The organism is Streptomyces nigrescens, assembly GCF_027626975.1.
Lineage (GTDB): Bacteria > Actinomycetota > Actinomycetes > Streptomycetales > Streptomycetaceae > Streptomyces > Streptomyces nigrescens.
Genome location: NZ_CP114203.1, coordinates 529143 through 545053, shown reverse-complemented (window position 1 = coordinate 545053; position 15911 = coordinate 529143). Strand labels below are relative to the sequence as shown.

General features: G+C 71.1%; 11 protein-coding genes. 5 read left to right on the top strand and 6 right to left on the bottom strand.

Annotated features, from left to right (window positions below; translation table 11 throughout):
• Positions 1-14: 14 nt before the first annotated feature.
• Both STRNI_RS02500 and STRNI_RS02495 read right to left on the bottom strand, forming a co-directional pair.
• Positions 15-1163: a Glu/Leu/Phe/Val family dehydrogenase gene (locus STRNI_RS02500; protein WP_277410427.1), complete on the bottom strand. Its 1149-nt coding sequence runs from the start codon at positions 1161-1163 to the stop codon at positions 15-17.
• Positions 1156-4110 (bottom strand): FAD-binding and (Fe-S)-binding domain-containing protein, encoded by a 2955-nt coding sequence (locus STRNI_RS02495; protein ID WP_277410426.1) that lies wholly within the window; start codon positions 4108-4110, stop codon positions 1156-1158. The genes STRNI_RS02500 and STRNI_RS02495 overlap by 8 nt, the downstream gene beginning before the upstream one ends.
• A 157-nt stretch (positions 4111-4267) precedes the next feature.
• On the opposite strand from STRNI_RS02495, the gene STRNI_RS02490 reads away from it, so the two are divergent.
• A complete protein-coding gene (locus STRNI_RS02490) occupies positions 4268-5182 on the top strand; it encodes a LysR family transcriptional regulator (protein WP_037742567.1) in 915 nt (304 codons plus the stop codon).
• A 79-nt stretch (positions 5183-5261) separates the two neighbouring features.
• Here STRNI_RS02490 and STRNI_RS02485 read toward each other — a convergent pair whose 3' ends face one another.
• Both STRNI_RS02485 and STRNI_RS02480 read right to left on the bottom strand, forming a co-directional pair.
• Positions 5262-6659: an amino acid permease gene (locus STRNI_RS02485; RefSeq protein ID WP_018091526.1), complete on the bottom strand. Its 1398-nt coding sequence runs from the start codon at positions 6657-6659 to the stop codon at positions 5262-5264.
• Positions 6660-7023: 364 nt separating this feature from the next.
• Positions 7024-7938, bottom strand: coding sequence for a LysR family transcriptional regulator (locus STRNI_RS02480; RefSeq protein ID WP_274740147.1), 915 nt, complete (start codon positions 7936-7938; stop codon positions 7024-7026).
• A 182-nt stretch (positions 7939-8120) separates the two neighbouring features.
• Between STRNI_RS02480 and STRNI_RS02475 the strand changes: the two genes are divergently transcribed.
• The 4 genes from STRNI_RS02475 to STRNI_RS02460 all read left to right on the top strand — a co-directional run bounded on the left by STRNI_RS02475 (position 8121) and on the right by STRNI_RS02460 (position 14474).
• Positions 8121-9290: an NAD(P)/FAD-dependent oxidoreductase gene (locus tag STRNI_RS02475; RefSeq protein WP_274740148.1), complete on the top strand. Its 1170-nt coding sequence runs from the start codon at positions 8121-8123 to the stop codon at positions 9288-9290.
• Positions 9291-9319: 29 nt separating this feature from the next.
• Entirely contained in the window at positions 9320-10711 is a 1392-nt protein-coding gene (gene hglS, locus STRNI_RS02470; RefSeq protein ID WP_277410425.1) for a 2-oxoadipate dioxygenase/decarboxylase, read from the top strand.
• 44 nt (positions 10712-10755) lie between these two features.
• Positions 10756-12285 carry an L-piperidine-6-carboxylate dehydrogenase gene (gene amaB / locus STRNI_RS02465; protein WP_159483764.1) on the top strand — a complete coding sequence of 510 codons (1530 nt, stop codon included), beginning with the start codon at positions 10756-10758 and terminating at the stop codon, positions 12283-12285.
• Positions 12286-12662: 377 nt separating this feature from the next.
• Complete coding sequence (locus tag STRNI_RS02460; protein ID WP_381845800.1) at positions 12663-14474, top strand: M28 family peptidase; 1812 nt, start codon at positions 12663-12665, stop codon at positions 14472-14474.
• A gap of 121 nt (positions 14475-14595) precedes the next feature.
• Here the strand turns inward: STRNI_RS02460 and STRNI_RS02455 are convergent, their stop codons facing one another.
• Together STRNI_RS02455 and STRNI_RS02450 are read right to left on the bottom strand one after the other, a co-directional pair.
• A complete protein-coding gene (locus STRNI_RS02455) occupies positions 14596-14910 on the bottom strand; it encodes a hypothetical protein (RefSeq protein ID WP_159483762.1) in 315 nt (104 codons plus the stop codon).
• Positions 14911-15018: 108 nt separating this feature from the next.
• On the bottom strand, positions 15019-15861 hold the full coding sequence (locus STRNI_RS02450; RefSeq protein WP_148593056.1) for a DUF1206 domain-containing protein: 843 nt from the start codon (positions 15859-15861) through the stop codon (positions 15019-15021).
• Positions 15862-15911 lie beyond the last annotated feature (50 nt).

The window sequence follows — 15911 nt, the reverse complement described above, 5'->3', positions numbered from 1 at the left end:
GCAGCGCCGCCTGGTCAGCCGCGCGGGATACGGCCCTTGCTCTGCATGGCGGCGCGGACGCGCTCCTCGGCGAGGCGGCGGCCGGCGGCGTGCGGGGTGATGTCCTGTTGCCGGGCCTCGTCCAGGACCGTCACCGTGTTGGCCCGCAGCCTCGCCGAGACCGACTCGAAGATGCCCGACGTGCCGGGCCGGAACCCGGAGTAGCGGGCATCCATCGCGAAGGCGGCCGCGACCACGCCGCCGGCGTTGGCCACGAAGTCGGGGAGCACGGTGATCCCGCGCTCGGCGAGAATGCTCCGGGCGTCCGCCGAGGTCGGCAGATTCGCGCCTTCCACGATGAGCTTCGCCTTGATCTCGTGCGCGGTGCCACGAGTGATGACGTCCTGCAGCGCGGCAGGCACCAAGATGTCGCAGTCCACGGTGAGTTCGGCGCCTGAGGGGAGCGCGGTACCGGCGGAGTGGCGGGTGACGAAGTGGTCGCCGTGCTCGTCCCGGGCAGTCAGCAGAGCGCCGACGTCGAGACCGCTGGGGTCGTACCGCACGCCGTGGGCGGTGGACACCGCCACGATGGTGGCACCGAGCTCAGCGAACCGCTGGGCGGCGGCGCTGCCGACCGCACCGAAGCCCTGCAGGGCGACCCGGGATCCGGCCAGCGGCAGCCCCTGGTGCCGTGCCGCGGCGTCGGCCGCCTCCGCCACGCCGTAGCCGGTGACCCCGAGCTTGTCGTAGGCCACTCCGCCGAGATGCTCGGGAGTGCCGACGGCGGCACCGCGGTCGCCCAGCTCGTCCTGGATGATGGCGGCATCACTTTCGGTCAGGCCCATGTCGAGCCCCATCACATACTCGCGGGGCACCTCGTTGGACAGTGCGCGGGCGAAGGCGCGCAGCACCGCCTCCTTGTCGCGGGCGGCCGGATCGGCGACGATGCCGGCCTTGGCGCCGCCGTAGAAGAGGTCGACAGCGGCCCACTTCCACGTCATGACACGGGCCAGCCGGGAGACCTCCTCCACGGTCACACCGGGGCTCATCCGGGTTCCGCCCTTGCCGATGCCGCGGGCGGTGTTGTCGATCACCAGGACGCCCTTCATGCCGGTGCGCCGGTGGGAGACGACGACGGTCTTCTCGGGGCCCCACTCGTCGACGAGAGAGAGTGCATCAGTCACGGGTGTGTTCCTTCTCGGTAGGAAGCGGAGGAAAGCCGGAACGGGCAGAGGGGTCGGCCGGGGGAAGTGCCCGGGCGATCAGCTGGGCGAGATGGGTGCCGCTGCGCGGGGTCTGCTGAGCGATCTGGGTGCGGCAGCTGAAGCCGTCCGCCAGGATCTGGGTCTCCGCGGGGGCCGAGCGCACCGCGGGGAGCAGAACCTGTTCGCCCGCGGCGACGGAGACGTCGTAGTGGCCGCGCTCGAAGCCGAAGTTGCCGGCGAGACCGCAGCAGCCGGAATCGAGCGCGGTGTTGTCGATGCCCATGCGGTCCAGCAGGGCGCTGTCGGCACTGAAGCCGGAGGTGGCGTGCTGGTGGCAGTGGGTCTGGCTGAGCGAGCGGGCCTCGATCCGCGGGGGCTGCCAGCCGGGGGCGTGGTGGACGAGGAGTTCGGCGAGGGTGAGTGTGGCGCGGGAGAGGGCACGGGCGTCCTCGTCGCCGTCGAGGAGTTCGGGGAGATCGGTCTTGAGGGCCGCCGTGCAGCTCGGCTCCAGTCCCACGACGGGGAGGCCGGCGCCGACGGCGGGGGCCAGGGCGGCCGCGGTACGCCGGGCGATCCGGCGGGCCGTGCCGAGCTGTCCGGTGGTGATCCAGGTGAGTCCGCAGCACTGGGTGCCGTCCGGGACCTGCACCCGGAAACCGGCGTCCTCCAGCACGGCCACACCGGCCTGGAGGACCTCGGGGCTGAAGTGGTTGTTGAAGGAGTCGACCCACAGCATGACCGGGCCGCGCCGGCCGTCGCCCCGGGGCGTACGGCGGTGGAACCAGGCCAGGAAGGTCTGCTCGGCGAAGCGGGGAAGTTCCCGCTGCGCGGCGATCCCGCCGAGGCGTTTGACGGCCGGGGCCAGCCGGGAGGAGGTGAGCGCGTTGACCAGCCCGGGGGCCCGGGCGGCCAGTCGCGACAGCAGCGGCAGCCAGCCCATGGTGTAGTGCGAGGCGGGCCGGAGCCGTCCCTTGTAGTGGTGGTGCAGGAACTCCGACTTGTAGGTGGCCACGTCCACCCCGACGGGGCAGTCGGCGCTGCACCCCTTGCAGGACAGGCACAGATCGAGGGCGTCGCGGACTTCGGTGGAACGCCAGCCGTCGGTGATCACTTCGCCCTGCGTCATCTCGTAGAGCAGTCGTGCGCGGCCGCGGGTGGAGTCCTTCTCGTCCCGGGTGACGCGGTAGCTGGGGCACATGACATCGCCGCGGGGGCCGGTGGAGCGGCATTTGCCGACGCCGACACAACGGCGGGTGGCCTTGGCGAAGTCCCCGTCGTCGGCATGGAAGGGGAAGACGGTGGCCAGGGGCAGCGGGGCACGGTGCGGGCTGACGCGCAGATTTCCGTCGACCGGCAGCGGCTGGACGATCATTCCGGGGTTGAGGCCGTTGTCGGGGTCCCAGATGCCCTTGAACTCCTCGAACAGGGCGATGACGTCCGGGCCGTACATCAGCGGCAGCAGCGCGGAGCGGGCCTGTCCGTCGCCGTGTTCACCGGACAGTGAGCCACCGTGGGCGGCGACCAGCCGGGCGGCGTCGGTGAGGAAGGCGCGGAAGACGGCGGTGCCCTGTTCGGTGCTGAAGTCGAAGTTGATCCGGACGTGCAGACAGCCTTCGCCGAAGTGTCCGTAGACGGCGCCCTGCAGCCGGTGTTGGTCCAGCAGTTCGGTGAACTTGCGGAGGTAGGCGCCCAGTTGGTCGGGCGGGACGGCCGCGTCCTCCCATCCGGGCCAGGCCTCGGCCCCGTCGGGCATACGGGTGGCCAGCCCGGCTCCGTCCTCGCGGATCCGCCACAGCGTGCGGGCGCGCGCGGGATCGGTGATGACTTCACTGCCGGTGCATCCCGCGGTCTGGCGCGCGGTCTCGGCCAGCGCCTCGGCCTGCTCGGGCAGCTCTTCCGCGGTGCCCCCGAGTTCGGCGAACAGCCAGGCCCGTGCGGCCGGCAGGGTGTCGATGGCGGCCCTGGTCGCGGGCCGGGTGACGATATCGGTCAGCGCGTGGTCGAGCCCTTCCAGCGCCAGCGGCTGATGTTTCAGCAGCGCGGGTACCGCGTCGGCCGCGGCACAGGCGTCCGAGAATCCGAGGACGACCAGGGCGCGTGCGGGGGGAGGGGTCAGGAGACGGACGGTCGCCGAGAGGACGACGGCCAGTGTGCCCTCGCTGCCGACCAGGGCTCTGGCGAGGTTGAAGCGCCGCTCGGGCAGCAGCTGTTCCAGTGCGTAGCCCGAGACCTGCCGTGGGAACCGCCCCAGCTTGGTGCGCAGCGCCGCCAGATTGCGCTGGGCGAGACGGTGCAGGGACGCGATCAGCTCTGCGCGGTCGTCTCCCGCGGCGATGGCCTCGTCGATCTCCTCCGCGGTCATCTCGCCGAGCCGGACCACCGTGCCGCGGTAGGTGACCACTTCGAGTTCCAGGATGTTGTCCGCGGTGCGTCCCCAGGCGAGGGAGTGTGATCCGCACGCATTGTTGCCGATCATGCCGCCCAGGGTGCAGCGGCTGTGGGTGGAGGGATCGGCGCCGAACAGCAGGCCGTGGGGGGCGGCGGCCTGCTGCAGATCGTCCAGCACGATGCCGGGCTCGACGGTCGCGGTCCGGGCCTGCGGGTCCAGCGCCAGCAGCCGGTTGAAGTACCGGGAGAAGTCGAGCACCACGCCCGGTCCGACGGCCTGCCCGGAGGTGCTGGTGCCCGCTCCGCGGGCGGTGACCGGCACGCCCAGACGGCGGCAGACGTCGAGTGTGTTGCGGATGTGCCGCCGCTCGCCGGGGAAGACGACGGCCAGCGGGACCTGGCGGTAGTTGGATGCATCGGATGCGTACTGTGCCCGGCGGCCGGCGTCTCCGGCGACCTCGCCGCAGTCCCCCGCGCCGAGGGCTTCGGCCACCGCTGCCGCGTCGAGGCTGCCGAGACCCTGCGCTGTTGTGGTCACCGTGCTTGCTCCTTTGTGCTCACCGGTCACGTTCGGCCTGGTGAGACCACGATGTGGGCCGGCCGGGGCACGGGACAAGGCCCAGCAGGACGAAAGAATTGACGCTTGAGGGCAATGGATGCTTATGCTCGGCCTCCCGCCTCTCTGGGAGCCCGCGTTGCTGAAACCACTGCATCTGCTCACGCTGAAGGCCGTCGTCCGCAGCGAATCGTTCGCCCTCGCGGCCCGCGACCTCGGCTACACCGCGTCCGCCATCTCGCAGCAGATCTCCGCCCTGGAGAAGGAGACCGGGCTGGTGCTGTTCGAGCGGGAGGCGCACGGCATCCGTCCCACCGCCGCCGCCCACCGTCTGGTCGACCTCAGTACCCATGTGCTGGCCGCCATGGACGATCTGGACCACCAGGTGCAGGAGCTCGCCACCGGCGCCACCGGCCGGCTGCGGCTGGGCAGCTTTCCCACGGCCGATGTCCGGCTGGTGCCCGCGGCGCTGTCCGCCCTCGTCGAGACCCATCCGCGCGCACAGATCCAGCTGGAGGAAGCCGAGCCGGAAGAGCTCATCACCGCGCTCAGCCACGGTGATCTGGACGTCGCGCTGGTCTACGAGTACGGGCTCAGCCCCCGGCAGTGGCCGGCGGGACTGACCCGCCATCACCTGCTGAGGGAGGACCTCGTCCTGCTCAGGGCCCGGGGCAGCGGCCTGGGCGCGCAGCTGCCCCAGCTGTCCTCGGCCCGCTGGATCACCAGCCGGGAGGACACCGCCGGGGCGCGGTCGTTCGTCCGGCTGTGCGCGGCCGCGGGCTTCGAGGCCGCCGTCGCCTTCCGCAGCAACAACTACGCCGTGGTGCGGGAGCTGGTGTCCGCCGGCCTCGGCGTGGCCGTGGTCCCGGCACTCGGGCACCTGCCCAGCGAGGGCGTCGAGGCCACCCGGCTCACCCAGCGCTCCGCCCACCGTCAGGTGATGGCGCTGCATCGCAGTGAGAACAGCAACCCGCTGCTCCCCGCCGTGCTCAGCTGTCTGCGCCGGGCGGTGCCGTCCGGCGAGCCGTATCTGCATCCGGCGCGGTCCGACTGACGGTCCGGACGGAGGCGGGCTCCGCCCCTCCCGGGGAGGAGGGAGGGACGGAGCGCCGGCAGGGGCGGCCGACCGCCCGTCACGGGACGGGCGCGGGATCGGCCTCGTCGGAATCGGACATGTCGTCCAGGGTGTCGAGATCCACCGAGCCTCCCGGCATGACTTGGCGGGTGCGCCGGTAGCCGTACGCGGCGTAGATGACCAGGCCGACGAGCAGCCAGCAGCCGAGCCGCACCCAGGTCTCCCACTGGAGGAACGACATCAGCCAGAGGGAGAAGACGATGCCGAGGACGGGCACCACCGGCATGCCCGGACACCGGAAGCCGCGCTTGAGATGCGGCTTCTTGTAGCGCAGCACCAATACGGAGGCGGAGACCACCACGAACGCCAGCAGCACGCCGATATTGGTGAGTTCGGCGACGGCGTTGATGGGCAGCACACCCGCCAGCACGGCGGACACCGCACCGATCAGCCAGGTGGCGCGGTGCGGAACCTTGCGCTTGGGGTGGATGGCACCGAACCAGGCGGGCATCAGGCCGTCGCGGCTGAGGGCGTACCAGAGACGGGAGGCGCCCATCATGAAGGAGAAGGTCACGGTGACGATGCCGATGACCGCGCCGACGGCGATCACATTGGCCAGCCCGCTGAGCCCCACGCTCTGGAACGCGCTGGAGATACCGCTCTTCGGATTGATCTCGCTGTAGTGCTGCATACCGGTGAGCACCACGCAGACCAGCACATACAGCACCATGGAGACCGCCAACGACAGCATCATCGCCTTCGGCAGCTTGCGCCGTGCCTCCAGTGACTCCTCCGCGGCGGTGCTCAGCGCGTCATAGCCGAAGACGGCGAAGAAGACGGTCGCCGCCCCGGTGAATGCCCCGCCGAGACCGAACGGCGCGAAGGGCTGCAGATTGTTGCTGTCGACCTTGGTGAAGCCGACCACGATCACCAGCAGCACGATCGCGATCTTGACGATGGTCAGCACCGTCTCCACCCGGGCCGAGGTACGGGTGCCACGGGTCAGCAGCCAGGCCACACCGAGGCAGATCGCCACCGCGAGCAGGTCGATCTTGTGGCCGGCTCCGGTGCCGGGAGCGCCCAGGGCCCAGGTCGGCAGATGGATGCCGACGGCCTCCAGGAGGAATCCCAGGTAGCCCGACATCCCGATCGCCACGACGGCGACGATGGCGGTGTACTCCAGGAGCAGGTCCCAGCCGACGATCCAGCCCACGACCTCCCCGAGCACCGCGGCACAGTAGGTGTAGGACGAGCCGGCCTTCGGCACCATGCCGGCGAACTCGGCGTAGGCGAAGGCCGCGCAGAGCGACGCGGCGCCGGCCACGAGGAACGAGATGAGGACGGCGGGGCCGGCGACGTCCCGGGCGACGGCCGCGGCCAGACTGAAGATGCCGGCCCCGATGATGGCGCCGATACCGATCATCGTCAGCTGGGTCAGGCCCAGGGTGCGCACCATGCGCGCACCGGTGGGCTGTTCATGGGGGAGTGTGCGCCGGAAGACCCCCTTGGGGCCTCTTCCCAGCAAAGCGGGGAGTGCGGACTTCGAGGTGTGATGGGGGGACATCGATCGCTCCCTGTCAGGCAGCGGCGGCACGACGGGCCACCGTCGTGGCGTGGGTCACCACTGGCCTGAAACCATCACTCACGTTCCTCCCCGGCAAAAGAGACCGCAGCGCGACAACTTGCGGTGCTGAGGGTAAGGAACACTGGCGCAGCTGCGTCGCAGCACGAGGAGATCGGGCTCTGGTGTAGACGGCATCTTGTTCCCCGGGGCAGGGCAACCCGCCCCGGCGGCAAGGCTGTTGCGCGTGGGGCGGCGGCTAGTCGGACGGATCGTGGCGGGCCCCGGACACCGCCCGCAGGACGTCGACCAGAGCCGTCACCGTGGGCCGGTGCTCGACGGAGGAACGGAACATCACCACGATGTGCCGCTCGATCCGCTCCCGCAGCCGCACCACGTCCAGGCGTGACGCCCGCAGGCCGAGCATCAGATCCGTCACCGTGCTCACCCCGATCCCCGCCTCGACGAGCGCCAGCGTGGCCGCGGTGTCGGTCACCTCGTGCTGGACCCGCGGTTCGACCCCCGCCCGCCGGCAGGCGGTGCGCACCGCTCGCCCGTAGTAACTGTCCGCCGACGGCAGGATCCAGCCCAGCTCCTGGGTCTCCGCCAGGCCGATCACCTCGCGACCCGCCATCGATCCGGCCGGTACCGCCAGCGAGAACCGCTCGCGGTACAGCCGCCGCACCCGCAGGGTGGGCTCGCGCGGAATCGGCACATCCGGGTAGTCCAGCCCGAGCGCCAGATCCACCGCGCCGGACGCGACGGCGTCATGTACCTCGTCCACATCCATATCGCGGCTCTGTACCGTCAGCCCGGGATGGGCCCGCCGGGCCTCCTGCAGGGCCGGCGGCAGCAGCTCGGCGGCCGCGGTGGCGAACAGCCCCACCTGCAGGACGCCGGAGATCTCGTGCCGGGTGCGCTCCAGGGCCTCGACGGCTTCCGCCTCCGTGGACAGGATCCGCTCCGCGTGACGTGACAGCGTCCGCCCGGCGTCGGTCAGCTCCACCCGCCGCCCGACCCGCCGCAGCAGCTCCATGCCCGCGGCCTTCTCCAGCGCGGCGATCTGCTGAGAGACCCCGCCGGGCGTGTATCCAAGGGCCTGTGCCGCCGCGGTGATCGTGCCGCGCCTGGTCAGCTCCACCAAGGACCGCAGCTGGGCACTCGTCCAGTCCATATAGAGATCGTAATAGATCAGACGCACTAACTGTTCGTAGACGTCAACGGTTGGGTTGCTGCACGATGACGGGCAGCTAGCTGATCAGCTCTTCTCGCCATGCACTGACAGCCCAGCCGATGTGCCGGACGGACGCCCACCGGCACCGGCCCGGGCCTCTGGAAGGGATCGGCCTCTTGTCCATGTCATCCACCTCCCGCACCGTCCCGCCCACGGCCGACGTGGTGATCGTCGGCGGCGGCGTGATGGGCACCAGCATCGCGTTCCACCTGGCCGAGGCCGGGGTGCACAACATCGTCGTCGTCGAGCGCGGCGAACTGGGCAGCGGCAGTTCGGGCAAGCCGATCGGCGGCGTGCGGGCGCAGTTCTCCGACCCGCTCAACATCGCGCTGGGCAGCCGGAGTCTGCGCGCCTGGCAGGACTTCCCGCGGCGGCCCGGCGCCGACATCCGGCTGGACAGCGTCGGTTATCTCTTCCTGCTCACCAGCGACCAGCAGGCCACGGATTTCGAGACCGGCGTCCACATCCAGAACAGCTTCGGCGTCCCCAGCCGCATGATCGGCCCCCGCGAGGCACGGCAGCTGTGCCCCTATGTCAGCACCGAGGGGCTGGTGGCCGCCGCCTACTCGCCGACCGACGGCCATGCCCGGCCCGGACTGGCGGTCCAGGGCTATGCGCGTGCCGCCGCGCGGGCGGGGGTCGTCTTCGCTCCGCACACCGCCGTCACCGGTATCGACACCACCGGCGACCGGGTCACGGCCGTCCACACCGACCATGGCCGGATCTCCTGCTCCACGGTCATCTGCGCCGCGGGCGCCTGGTCCGCACGGATCGGCGAGATGGCGGGCGTCCACCTCCCCGTACGCCCGGTGCGCCGCCAGCTCGCCTTCACGGCGCCGCTCGCACCGCCCGCCCCGCGCATCCCCTTCACCATCGACTTCGCCTCCACGGCCTACTTCCACAACAGCGACGACGGGCTGCTCTTCGGCCTCGCCGATCCCGCCCAGGCCGACGGCTTCGACACCACCTGGACCCCGGACTGGCTCGAACTCTTCCGTGCCGCCGCCCGGCGCAGGGCCCCCGCCCTCGCCGACATGGAGACCCACGACGGCTGGGCCGGACTGTACGAGGTCACCCCGGACCACAACGCACTGATCGGACGCTCCGGCACGCTGTCCAACTTCCTGTACGCCACCGGGTTTTCCGGCCATGGCTTCCTCCAGGCCCCCGCGGTCGGCGAGATCATGCGCGACCTCCACCTCGACCGCACGCCGTTCGTGGACGTCACCCCGCTCAGCGCCGACCGGTTCACGACCGGTGCCGAGACCCGCCCCGAAGCACACGTGGTGTGAGTTCCCCCGACCGAAAGGCAGACCCGTCGATGTTCAGCCAGTGGCAACTGCGCGCCGCCTTCGCGCGGCGGCTCTCCGACATGTACGGGCGGGAGGTCCCCGCCTACACCACACTCGTGGACGTCTCACACGAGGTCAATGAGGAGGTGCTGCGCGAGCAGGGCGCCGACGCCGAACGCCTGGGCTCCATCGGCCGGGTGACCGCGGAACGGCACGGCGCCATCCGGGTCGGCACTCCCGAGGAACTCCAGCAGGTCGCCCGCGTCTTCGGCGCCCTGGGCATGCACCCGGTCGGCTTCTACGACCTGCGGGAGGCCGCCGCCAGCGCGATCCCCGTCGTGTCGACCGCCTTCCGCCCCGTCGACGGCGAGGAGCTGGCACGGAACCCGTTCCGTGTCTTCACCTCCATGCTCACCCCGGCGGACCCCCGGTTCTTCGACCCCGACCTGCGCGCCCGCCTGGAAAACTTCCTCGCCGGGCGGCAGCTGTTCCCCCCGGAGCTGCTGGCCCTCGCCGACCGCGCGGAAGCCGCCGGGGAGCTGTCCGACACGGACGCCGAACGGTTCCTCCACCTCGCCGTGCAGGTCTTCGAACTGTCCCCGGAGCCGGTCGACAAGGCGTGGTACGAAACCCTGGAACAGGTCTCCGCCGTCGCCGCGGACATCGGCGGCGTACGCAGCACCCACATCAACCACCTCACGCCCCGCGTCCTCGACATCGACGCGCTCTACCGGCGGATGACCGAGCGCGGCATCGAGATGATCGACACCATTCAGGGCCCGCCCCGGTGGAAGGGCCCCGATGTCCTGCTGCGCCAGACCTCGTTCCGTGCCCTCGCCGAGCCCCGCGCCCTGCGCACCCCGGACGGCAGTGTGATCAGCGGAGCCCTGCGGGTGCGCTTCGGTGAGGTCGAAGCACGTGGGATCGCCCTCACCCGCCAGGGCCGGGCCCGTTACGACGCACTGCTCGCCCGCGTCGACGAACTGGCCGCCCGCGACCCGCAGGCCGACCGGGCAGATGTCGCCCGCGCCCTGTGGGCAGCGGAACTCCCCGACACCGAACAGGCCCTCGCCGCCCAGGGCCTGGCGCACTTCACCTATCACGTCGTGCCCGACCGGCCGGCCGACGGCAGCCGCCCGCCCGCCGGCCTCGACGAGCTGCTGTCGCAGGGCTGGGTACGGGCCGAACCCCTCGTCTACGAGGACTTCCTGCCGCGCTCCGCGGCCGGCATCTTCCAGTCCAACCTCAGCGACGAAGGCTCCAGGCACCACGACCGCACCGGCATCGCCTACGACAGCGCATGGCTCTCCGGCGCCATCGGCCGTGAGGTCCTGGACCCCTTCGACCTCTACGAAGAGCAGCAGAACCGCTCCCTCGCCCGGGTCGCCCGCGAACTCGCCCTGGACGGCCTGCCCGGCTGACCCGGCCGATCCGTCACCCCACCCCTCCCCACCCAAGGAGCATCATGACCGCCACCGCCCTCCCCACCACCGAGGACCTGCGCACCCGCGCCCGCACCAGCCTCGCCCGCGTCGGCGTCACCGTCGTGGAAGGCGGCGATTTCCACGCCCGCAGCCCCATCACCGGCGAAGACCTCTTCGGTCTGCGGGCCGCCACCGCCGCCGACACCGAGGACGCCCTCGTCGCCTCCCGCGAGGCGTTCCTCACCTGGCGCACCACCCCGGCACCCCGCCGCGGCGAACTCGTCCGCCGCCTGGGGGAGTTGCTGCGTGAGCACAAGAGCGATCTGGCCGACCTCATCACCATCGAAGCGGGCAAGATCCGCTCCGAGGCGCTCGGTGAGGTCCAGGAAATGATCGACATCTGCGACTTCGCCGTCGGTCTGTCCCGCCAGCTCTACGGCCGGACGATCGCCTCCGAGCGCCCCGGCCACCGCCTTGCCGAAACCTGGCACCCCCTCGGCGTGGTCGGGGTGATCTCGGCGTTCAACTTCCCCGCCGCCGTCTGGTCGTGGAACACCGCCGTCGCCCTGGCCTGCGGCGACACCGTGATCTGGAAGCCCTCCGAGCTCACCTCGCTGATCTCGCTCGCCTGCGACCGGCTGCTGGACCGGGCCGCCGAAGAGGTCGGTGCCCCGCGGGATGTGCACCGCCTGCTGCTGGGCGACCGCACCGTCGGCGAAAAGCTCGTGGACGACCCCCGGGTCGCGCTGGTCAGCGCCACCGGTTCGACCCGCATGGGACGCGAGGTCGGCCCCCGCGTCGCCGCCCGCTTCGGCCGGACTCTGCTGGAACTCGGCGGCAACAACGCCGCCGTCGTCGCCCCCTCCGCCGACCTCGACCTCGCCGTCCAGGGCATCGTCTTCGCGGCGGCCGGCACCGCGGGGCAGCGCTGCACCACCCTGCGCCGCCTCATCGTCCACCAGGACATCGCCGACACCCTCATCACCCGTCTGACCGCCGCCTACCAGAAGCTCCCCATCGGCGACCCCTTCGACGAGACCACCCTGGTCGGGCCCCTCATCACTCCGCAGGCCCTGGACACCATGCAGGACGCCCTCACCCGCGCACAGGCGGAGGGCGGGAAGATCCTGGCCGGCGGCAACCGGCGCCTCACCGACGCCGCGCCGCGGGCCAGTTACGTCGAACCGGTCATCGTCCGCGTCGACGAACAGACCGATGTCGTCCGCGAGGAGACCTTCGCCCCCATCCTGTACGTGCAGACCTACGAGACCCTGGACCAGGCCATCGCCCTGCACAACGACGTCCCGCAGGGCCTGTCGTCCAGCATCTTCACCCGGGACCAGCAGGAGGCCGAGCTCTTCCTGTCGGCGGAGGGCTCGGACTGCGGTATCGCCAACGTCAACATCGGTACCTCCGGCGCCGAGATCGGCGGCGCCTTCGGCGGTGAGAAGGAGACCGGTGGCGGCCGCGAGTCCGGCTCCGACGCCTGGCGCGCCTACATGCGCTCCGCCACCAACACCATCAACTACTCCAGCCGCCTCGCCCTCGCCCAGAACGTCAGCTTCCTTTAAACACCGGCCGCTTGACGGCCCGTCATCCGCGTGAGCGGAACCCGCGCCCCCGCCCTGCTTCCGAGCCGGGGCGGGGGTTCGCCATGTCACCGGGGCCTCGCCGCCCGGGCCCGGCAGCGGTCACGAGCGCCGGAGAGCGCCCGGATACCGGGCACCAACTGCCGTTTTTCGACAAACACCGCTCCGCGCGGGGACATCCGTTGACGCCGTGGGTGCCGCGGTGTGATGGTACGGCGGCCTGGGTCATGGACATGTCGTCTCCAGCCGTGCGCGAGCCCCACCTCGTCGGCGCCGGCCGGGCGACACGACGCTGCCACGGCCCGGTGCTCCACCAGAACCTCCGCCGGTAGTACTCCCTACCCCCTCAAGGAGCCATGGTGCTACGAAGACTCGCGGTGGCCGGGGTATCCCTCGCCGCCACTATCGGAGCGGCCGCGCTGGCCGTTGCCCCCACCGCCGCGGCGGCCCCCCGGACCCACCCGCCCGCCTACGCGATTTCGGCCGGACAGACCGTGAGCAGCGCTCCCGGCACACCGGCCAACGCTCCCACCGCCGGCAGCACTTCTGCCGCCGACGCCCCGGACATCGATGTGGCCAAGGTCCAGGCCCATCTCACCGAGCTGAACAACATCGCCACCCGCAACGGCGGCAACCGCAAGTCCAGCGGACAGGGCTACCGGGACTCCGTCGCCTACGTCAAGAACAAGCTCCAGGCGGCCGGCTACACCGTCACCGAACAGCCCTGCACCTCCGGCTGCGCGAGCGGGGCCGGTCCGAACGTGATCGCCGAATGGCCGCAGGGCGACGCCACCAAGGTCTATATGTTCGGCTCCCACCTCGACGGCGTCGGCGCGGGCCCGGGCATCAACGACAACGGCTCCGGCTCGGCCGCGCTGCTGGAGACCGCACTCACCCTCGCGGAACAGCACCCCGCCATGGCCGCCCGGGTCCGCTTCGGCTGGTGGACGGACGAGGAACAGGGCCTCAACGGCTCCGACTTCTACGTCGGTTCGCTCTCCTCCGCCGAGCGGTCGAAGATCAAGGCGTACTACAACTTCGACATGATCGCCTCGACCAACGGCGGCTACTTCATCAACCACGTCACCTCCACCGCCGCCCAGCCGATGAAGGCGTACTGGGACTCCCTCGGCCTCCAGCCCGAGGAGAACACCGAGGGCGCCGGCCGCTCCGACGACTACTCCTTCGAGCAGGCCGGCATCCCGACCTCCGGATACGCCATGGGCGCCGGCGCCAGGAAGACATCGGCGCAGGCCGCAAAGTGGGGCGGCACCGCCAACCGCTCCTACGACCCCTGCTACCACCAGTCCTGCGACACCACCGGCAACATCAACGCCACCGGACTGAACCGCAGCGTCGACGGCATCGCCTACACCCTGTGGAACCTCGCCGTCACCAACTCCACCCCGGCGAACGACTTCTCCCTGGCCACCAGCCCGGCCAACGGCAGCGTCGACCCGGGGGCTTCGGCCACCGCCACCGTCTCCACCGCGACCACCAGCGGATCCGCCCAGACGGTGAAGCTGACGGCCGCGGGCGCGCCGGCCGGGGTGACCGTCTCCTTCAACCCCGCCTCGGTGACCTCCGGCAACAGCTCCACCATGACCGTCGCCACGGCCGCGAGCACCGCACCGGGCACCTACCCCCTCACGGTCACCGGCACCGGGTCCGTCACCCACACCACGACCTACACCCTGACCGTCAGGGGAACCGGCGGCTGCACCGCCCAACAGCTCCTCACCAACGGCGGATTCGAGAGCGGCACCACACCCTGGACGGGTGACACCGGGGCGATCGGCGCCCACGCCGGCCAGTCCGCACACAGCGGCAGCAGATTCGCCTGGCTCGGCGGCTACGGCTCCTCCGCCACCGATTCCCTCAGCCAGTCGGTGACCGTCCCCGCCGGCTGCGGCAAGGCCACCCTGAGCTACTGGCTGCACATCGACACCAATGAGACCGAGCGCGTCGTGTACGACACCTTCAAGGTCAAGGTGGGCAGCACCACCCTGACGACCCTCTCCAACACCGACGCATCGAGCGGCTACACCCAGCGCACCGTGGACCTGAGCCCCTACATCGGACAACGGATCACCCTGACGTTCACCGCCACCGAGGACGCCAGCCTCCAGACCAGCTTCGTCGTCGACGACGCGACCCTGCAGACCGGCTGACCTGACGGCACCGGAGGGACGAGTCCTGGCCTGACCCCTCTCGCCCCTCCGGTGCCCCCTTACGGCAGATCACCGTCCGGTACCGCGGTGGGGAACGGAGCGGCCGGGCGTGCGAAAGGGGTCAGGCCGTCGGGTAGCACGGAGTGGTGTAGTGACCCCGGTCGCCGGTGGGCGTCCAGCCGCCGGTGCCGTGGTCCGGATCGGCGAGGGTGAAGCCGTTCTCGCGCAGTTGCTCGCGGAGTGCGACGGCGGGGAAGCCGGTGCCGTCGGGGGTGTCCTCGACGGGCCACAGGGTGACGAGCAGAGCCTCCGTGTCGCCCGTATCGGGCTCATGGTCGAGGCTGGCGACTTCAAGGTGCCAGCGACCGTTCCGCACGAAGGCTTCCGCGCGGAACATCGCTCGTACCGTCCGGGGGGTCTGATGGGTCTCGGTCATACGAGGTGAGCTCCTGTCGTGGGGCAGGGGAGTGTGAGGCGTGCTGTGATGATGCCGGTGGACCGTGGAGCGCCGCGGGACCTGCACCGTCCGCGCGGCGTGATGCCCTCAGAAGTTGCGCCACCGGGCCATGGTGAACGAGAAGAGGCCGAACAGGGCGAGGCCCGCCGCGATCGCGGCGAGCAGCCAGGGACCGGCCGGGGTGTCCGCGAAGGAGCGGAGCGTGTCGTCCATGCCTTTGGCCCTGCCGGGGTCGTAGGTCACCGCGGCCTTGACGACGAATACCCCGGCGACCGCGAACACCCCACCGCGCGCGAGACCACCGGATATGCCGAGCACCTCCACACCGCGCCGCAGCCGGGGCGACATTCCGCCCCCGTTGAGATGCTTGCGGAACTTACGGAGGACGGCGCGCACCGCGATCCAGGCCCCGGCGACGGCAATGCCCGCTCCCGCGGCCGCCACCAGCCAGGGGCCGCCGGGCAGGCCCAGCGCCTGGGCCGTGGCATCCCGGGACTGCTGGTCACTCGCCCCGCTTCCGCTGCCCTGCTTCCCCGCGGCGAAGGAGACCACGGAGAACGACACCACGGCGTAGAACACGAAACGGGCCAACGACAGCAGCCGTGTACCGGCCTTGTGCCCGTCGGGCCCGGCCGCGCCGAACCCAGCCTCGGACAGGCGCCACAGCGCCATCCCCGCCAGGCCCAGACCGAGTGCCCAGATCAGCAGGCTGCCGAACGGCCTGGCCGCGAGCTCTGCCAGCGCCCCGCCCCGGTCGGCCTGCTCACCGGAGTCACCGAACGCGATCCGCAGCGCCAGCACACCCACGAGGAGGTAGATCACGCCCCGAGCCACGAAACCACCGCGTGCCGCGGCCCGGACCGCGGAGCTGCGGGCCGCACGGTGGGCGGTGCCTCGTCCGATATGGGGTACCGCGGTCGTCGTGTGCATGCGTTGCCTCCAGAGGCTATTCCCGCCGTCGAGGGTGCACTCCGTTTGCC

Coding starts and splice junctions, on each gene's coding strand:
- STRNI_RS02485 (WP_018091526.1), bottom strand. CDS start 6,659: ATGGTGCGCACCCTGGGCCTGACCCAGCTGACGATGATCGGTATCGGC.
- STRNI_RS02480 (WP_274740147.1), bottom strand. CDS start 7,938: ATGGACTGGACGAGTGCCCAGCTGCGGTCCTTGGTGGAGCTGACCAGG.
- STRNI_RS02475 (WP_274740148.1), top strand. CDS start 8,121: ATGTCATCCACCTCCCGCACCGTCCCGCCCACGGCCGACGTGGTGATC.
- hglS (WP_277410425.1), top strand. CDS start 9,320: ATGTTCAGCCAGTGGCAACTGCGCGCCGCCTTCGCGCGGCGGCTCTCC.
- amaB (WP_159483764.1), top strand. CDS start 10,756: ATGACCGCCACCGCCCTCCCCACCACCGAGGACCTGCGCACCCGCGCC.
- STRNI_RS02455 (WP_159483762.1), bottom strand. CDS start 14,910: ATGACCGAGACCCATCAGACCCCCCGGACGGTACGAGCGATGTTCCGC.
- STRNI_RS02450 (WP_148593056.1), bottom strand. CDS start 15,861: ATGCACACGACGACCGCGGTACCCCATATCGGACGAGGCACCGCCCAC.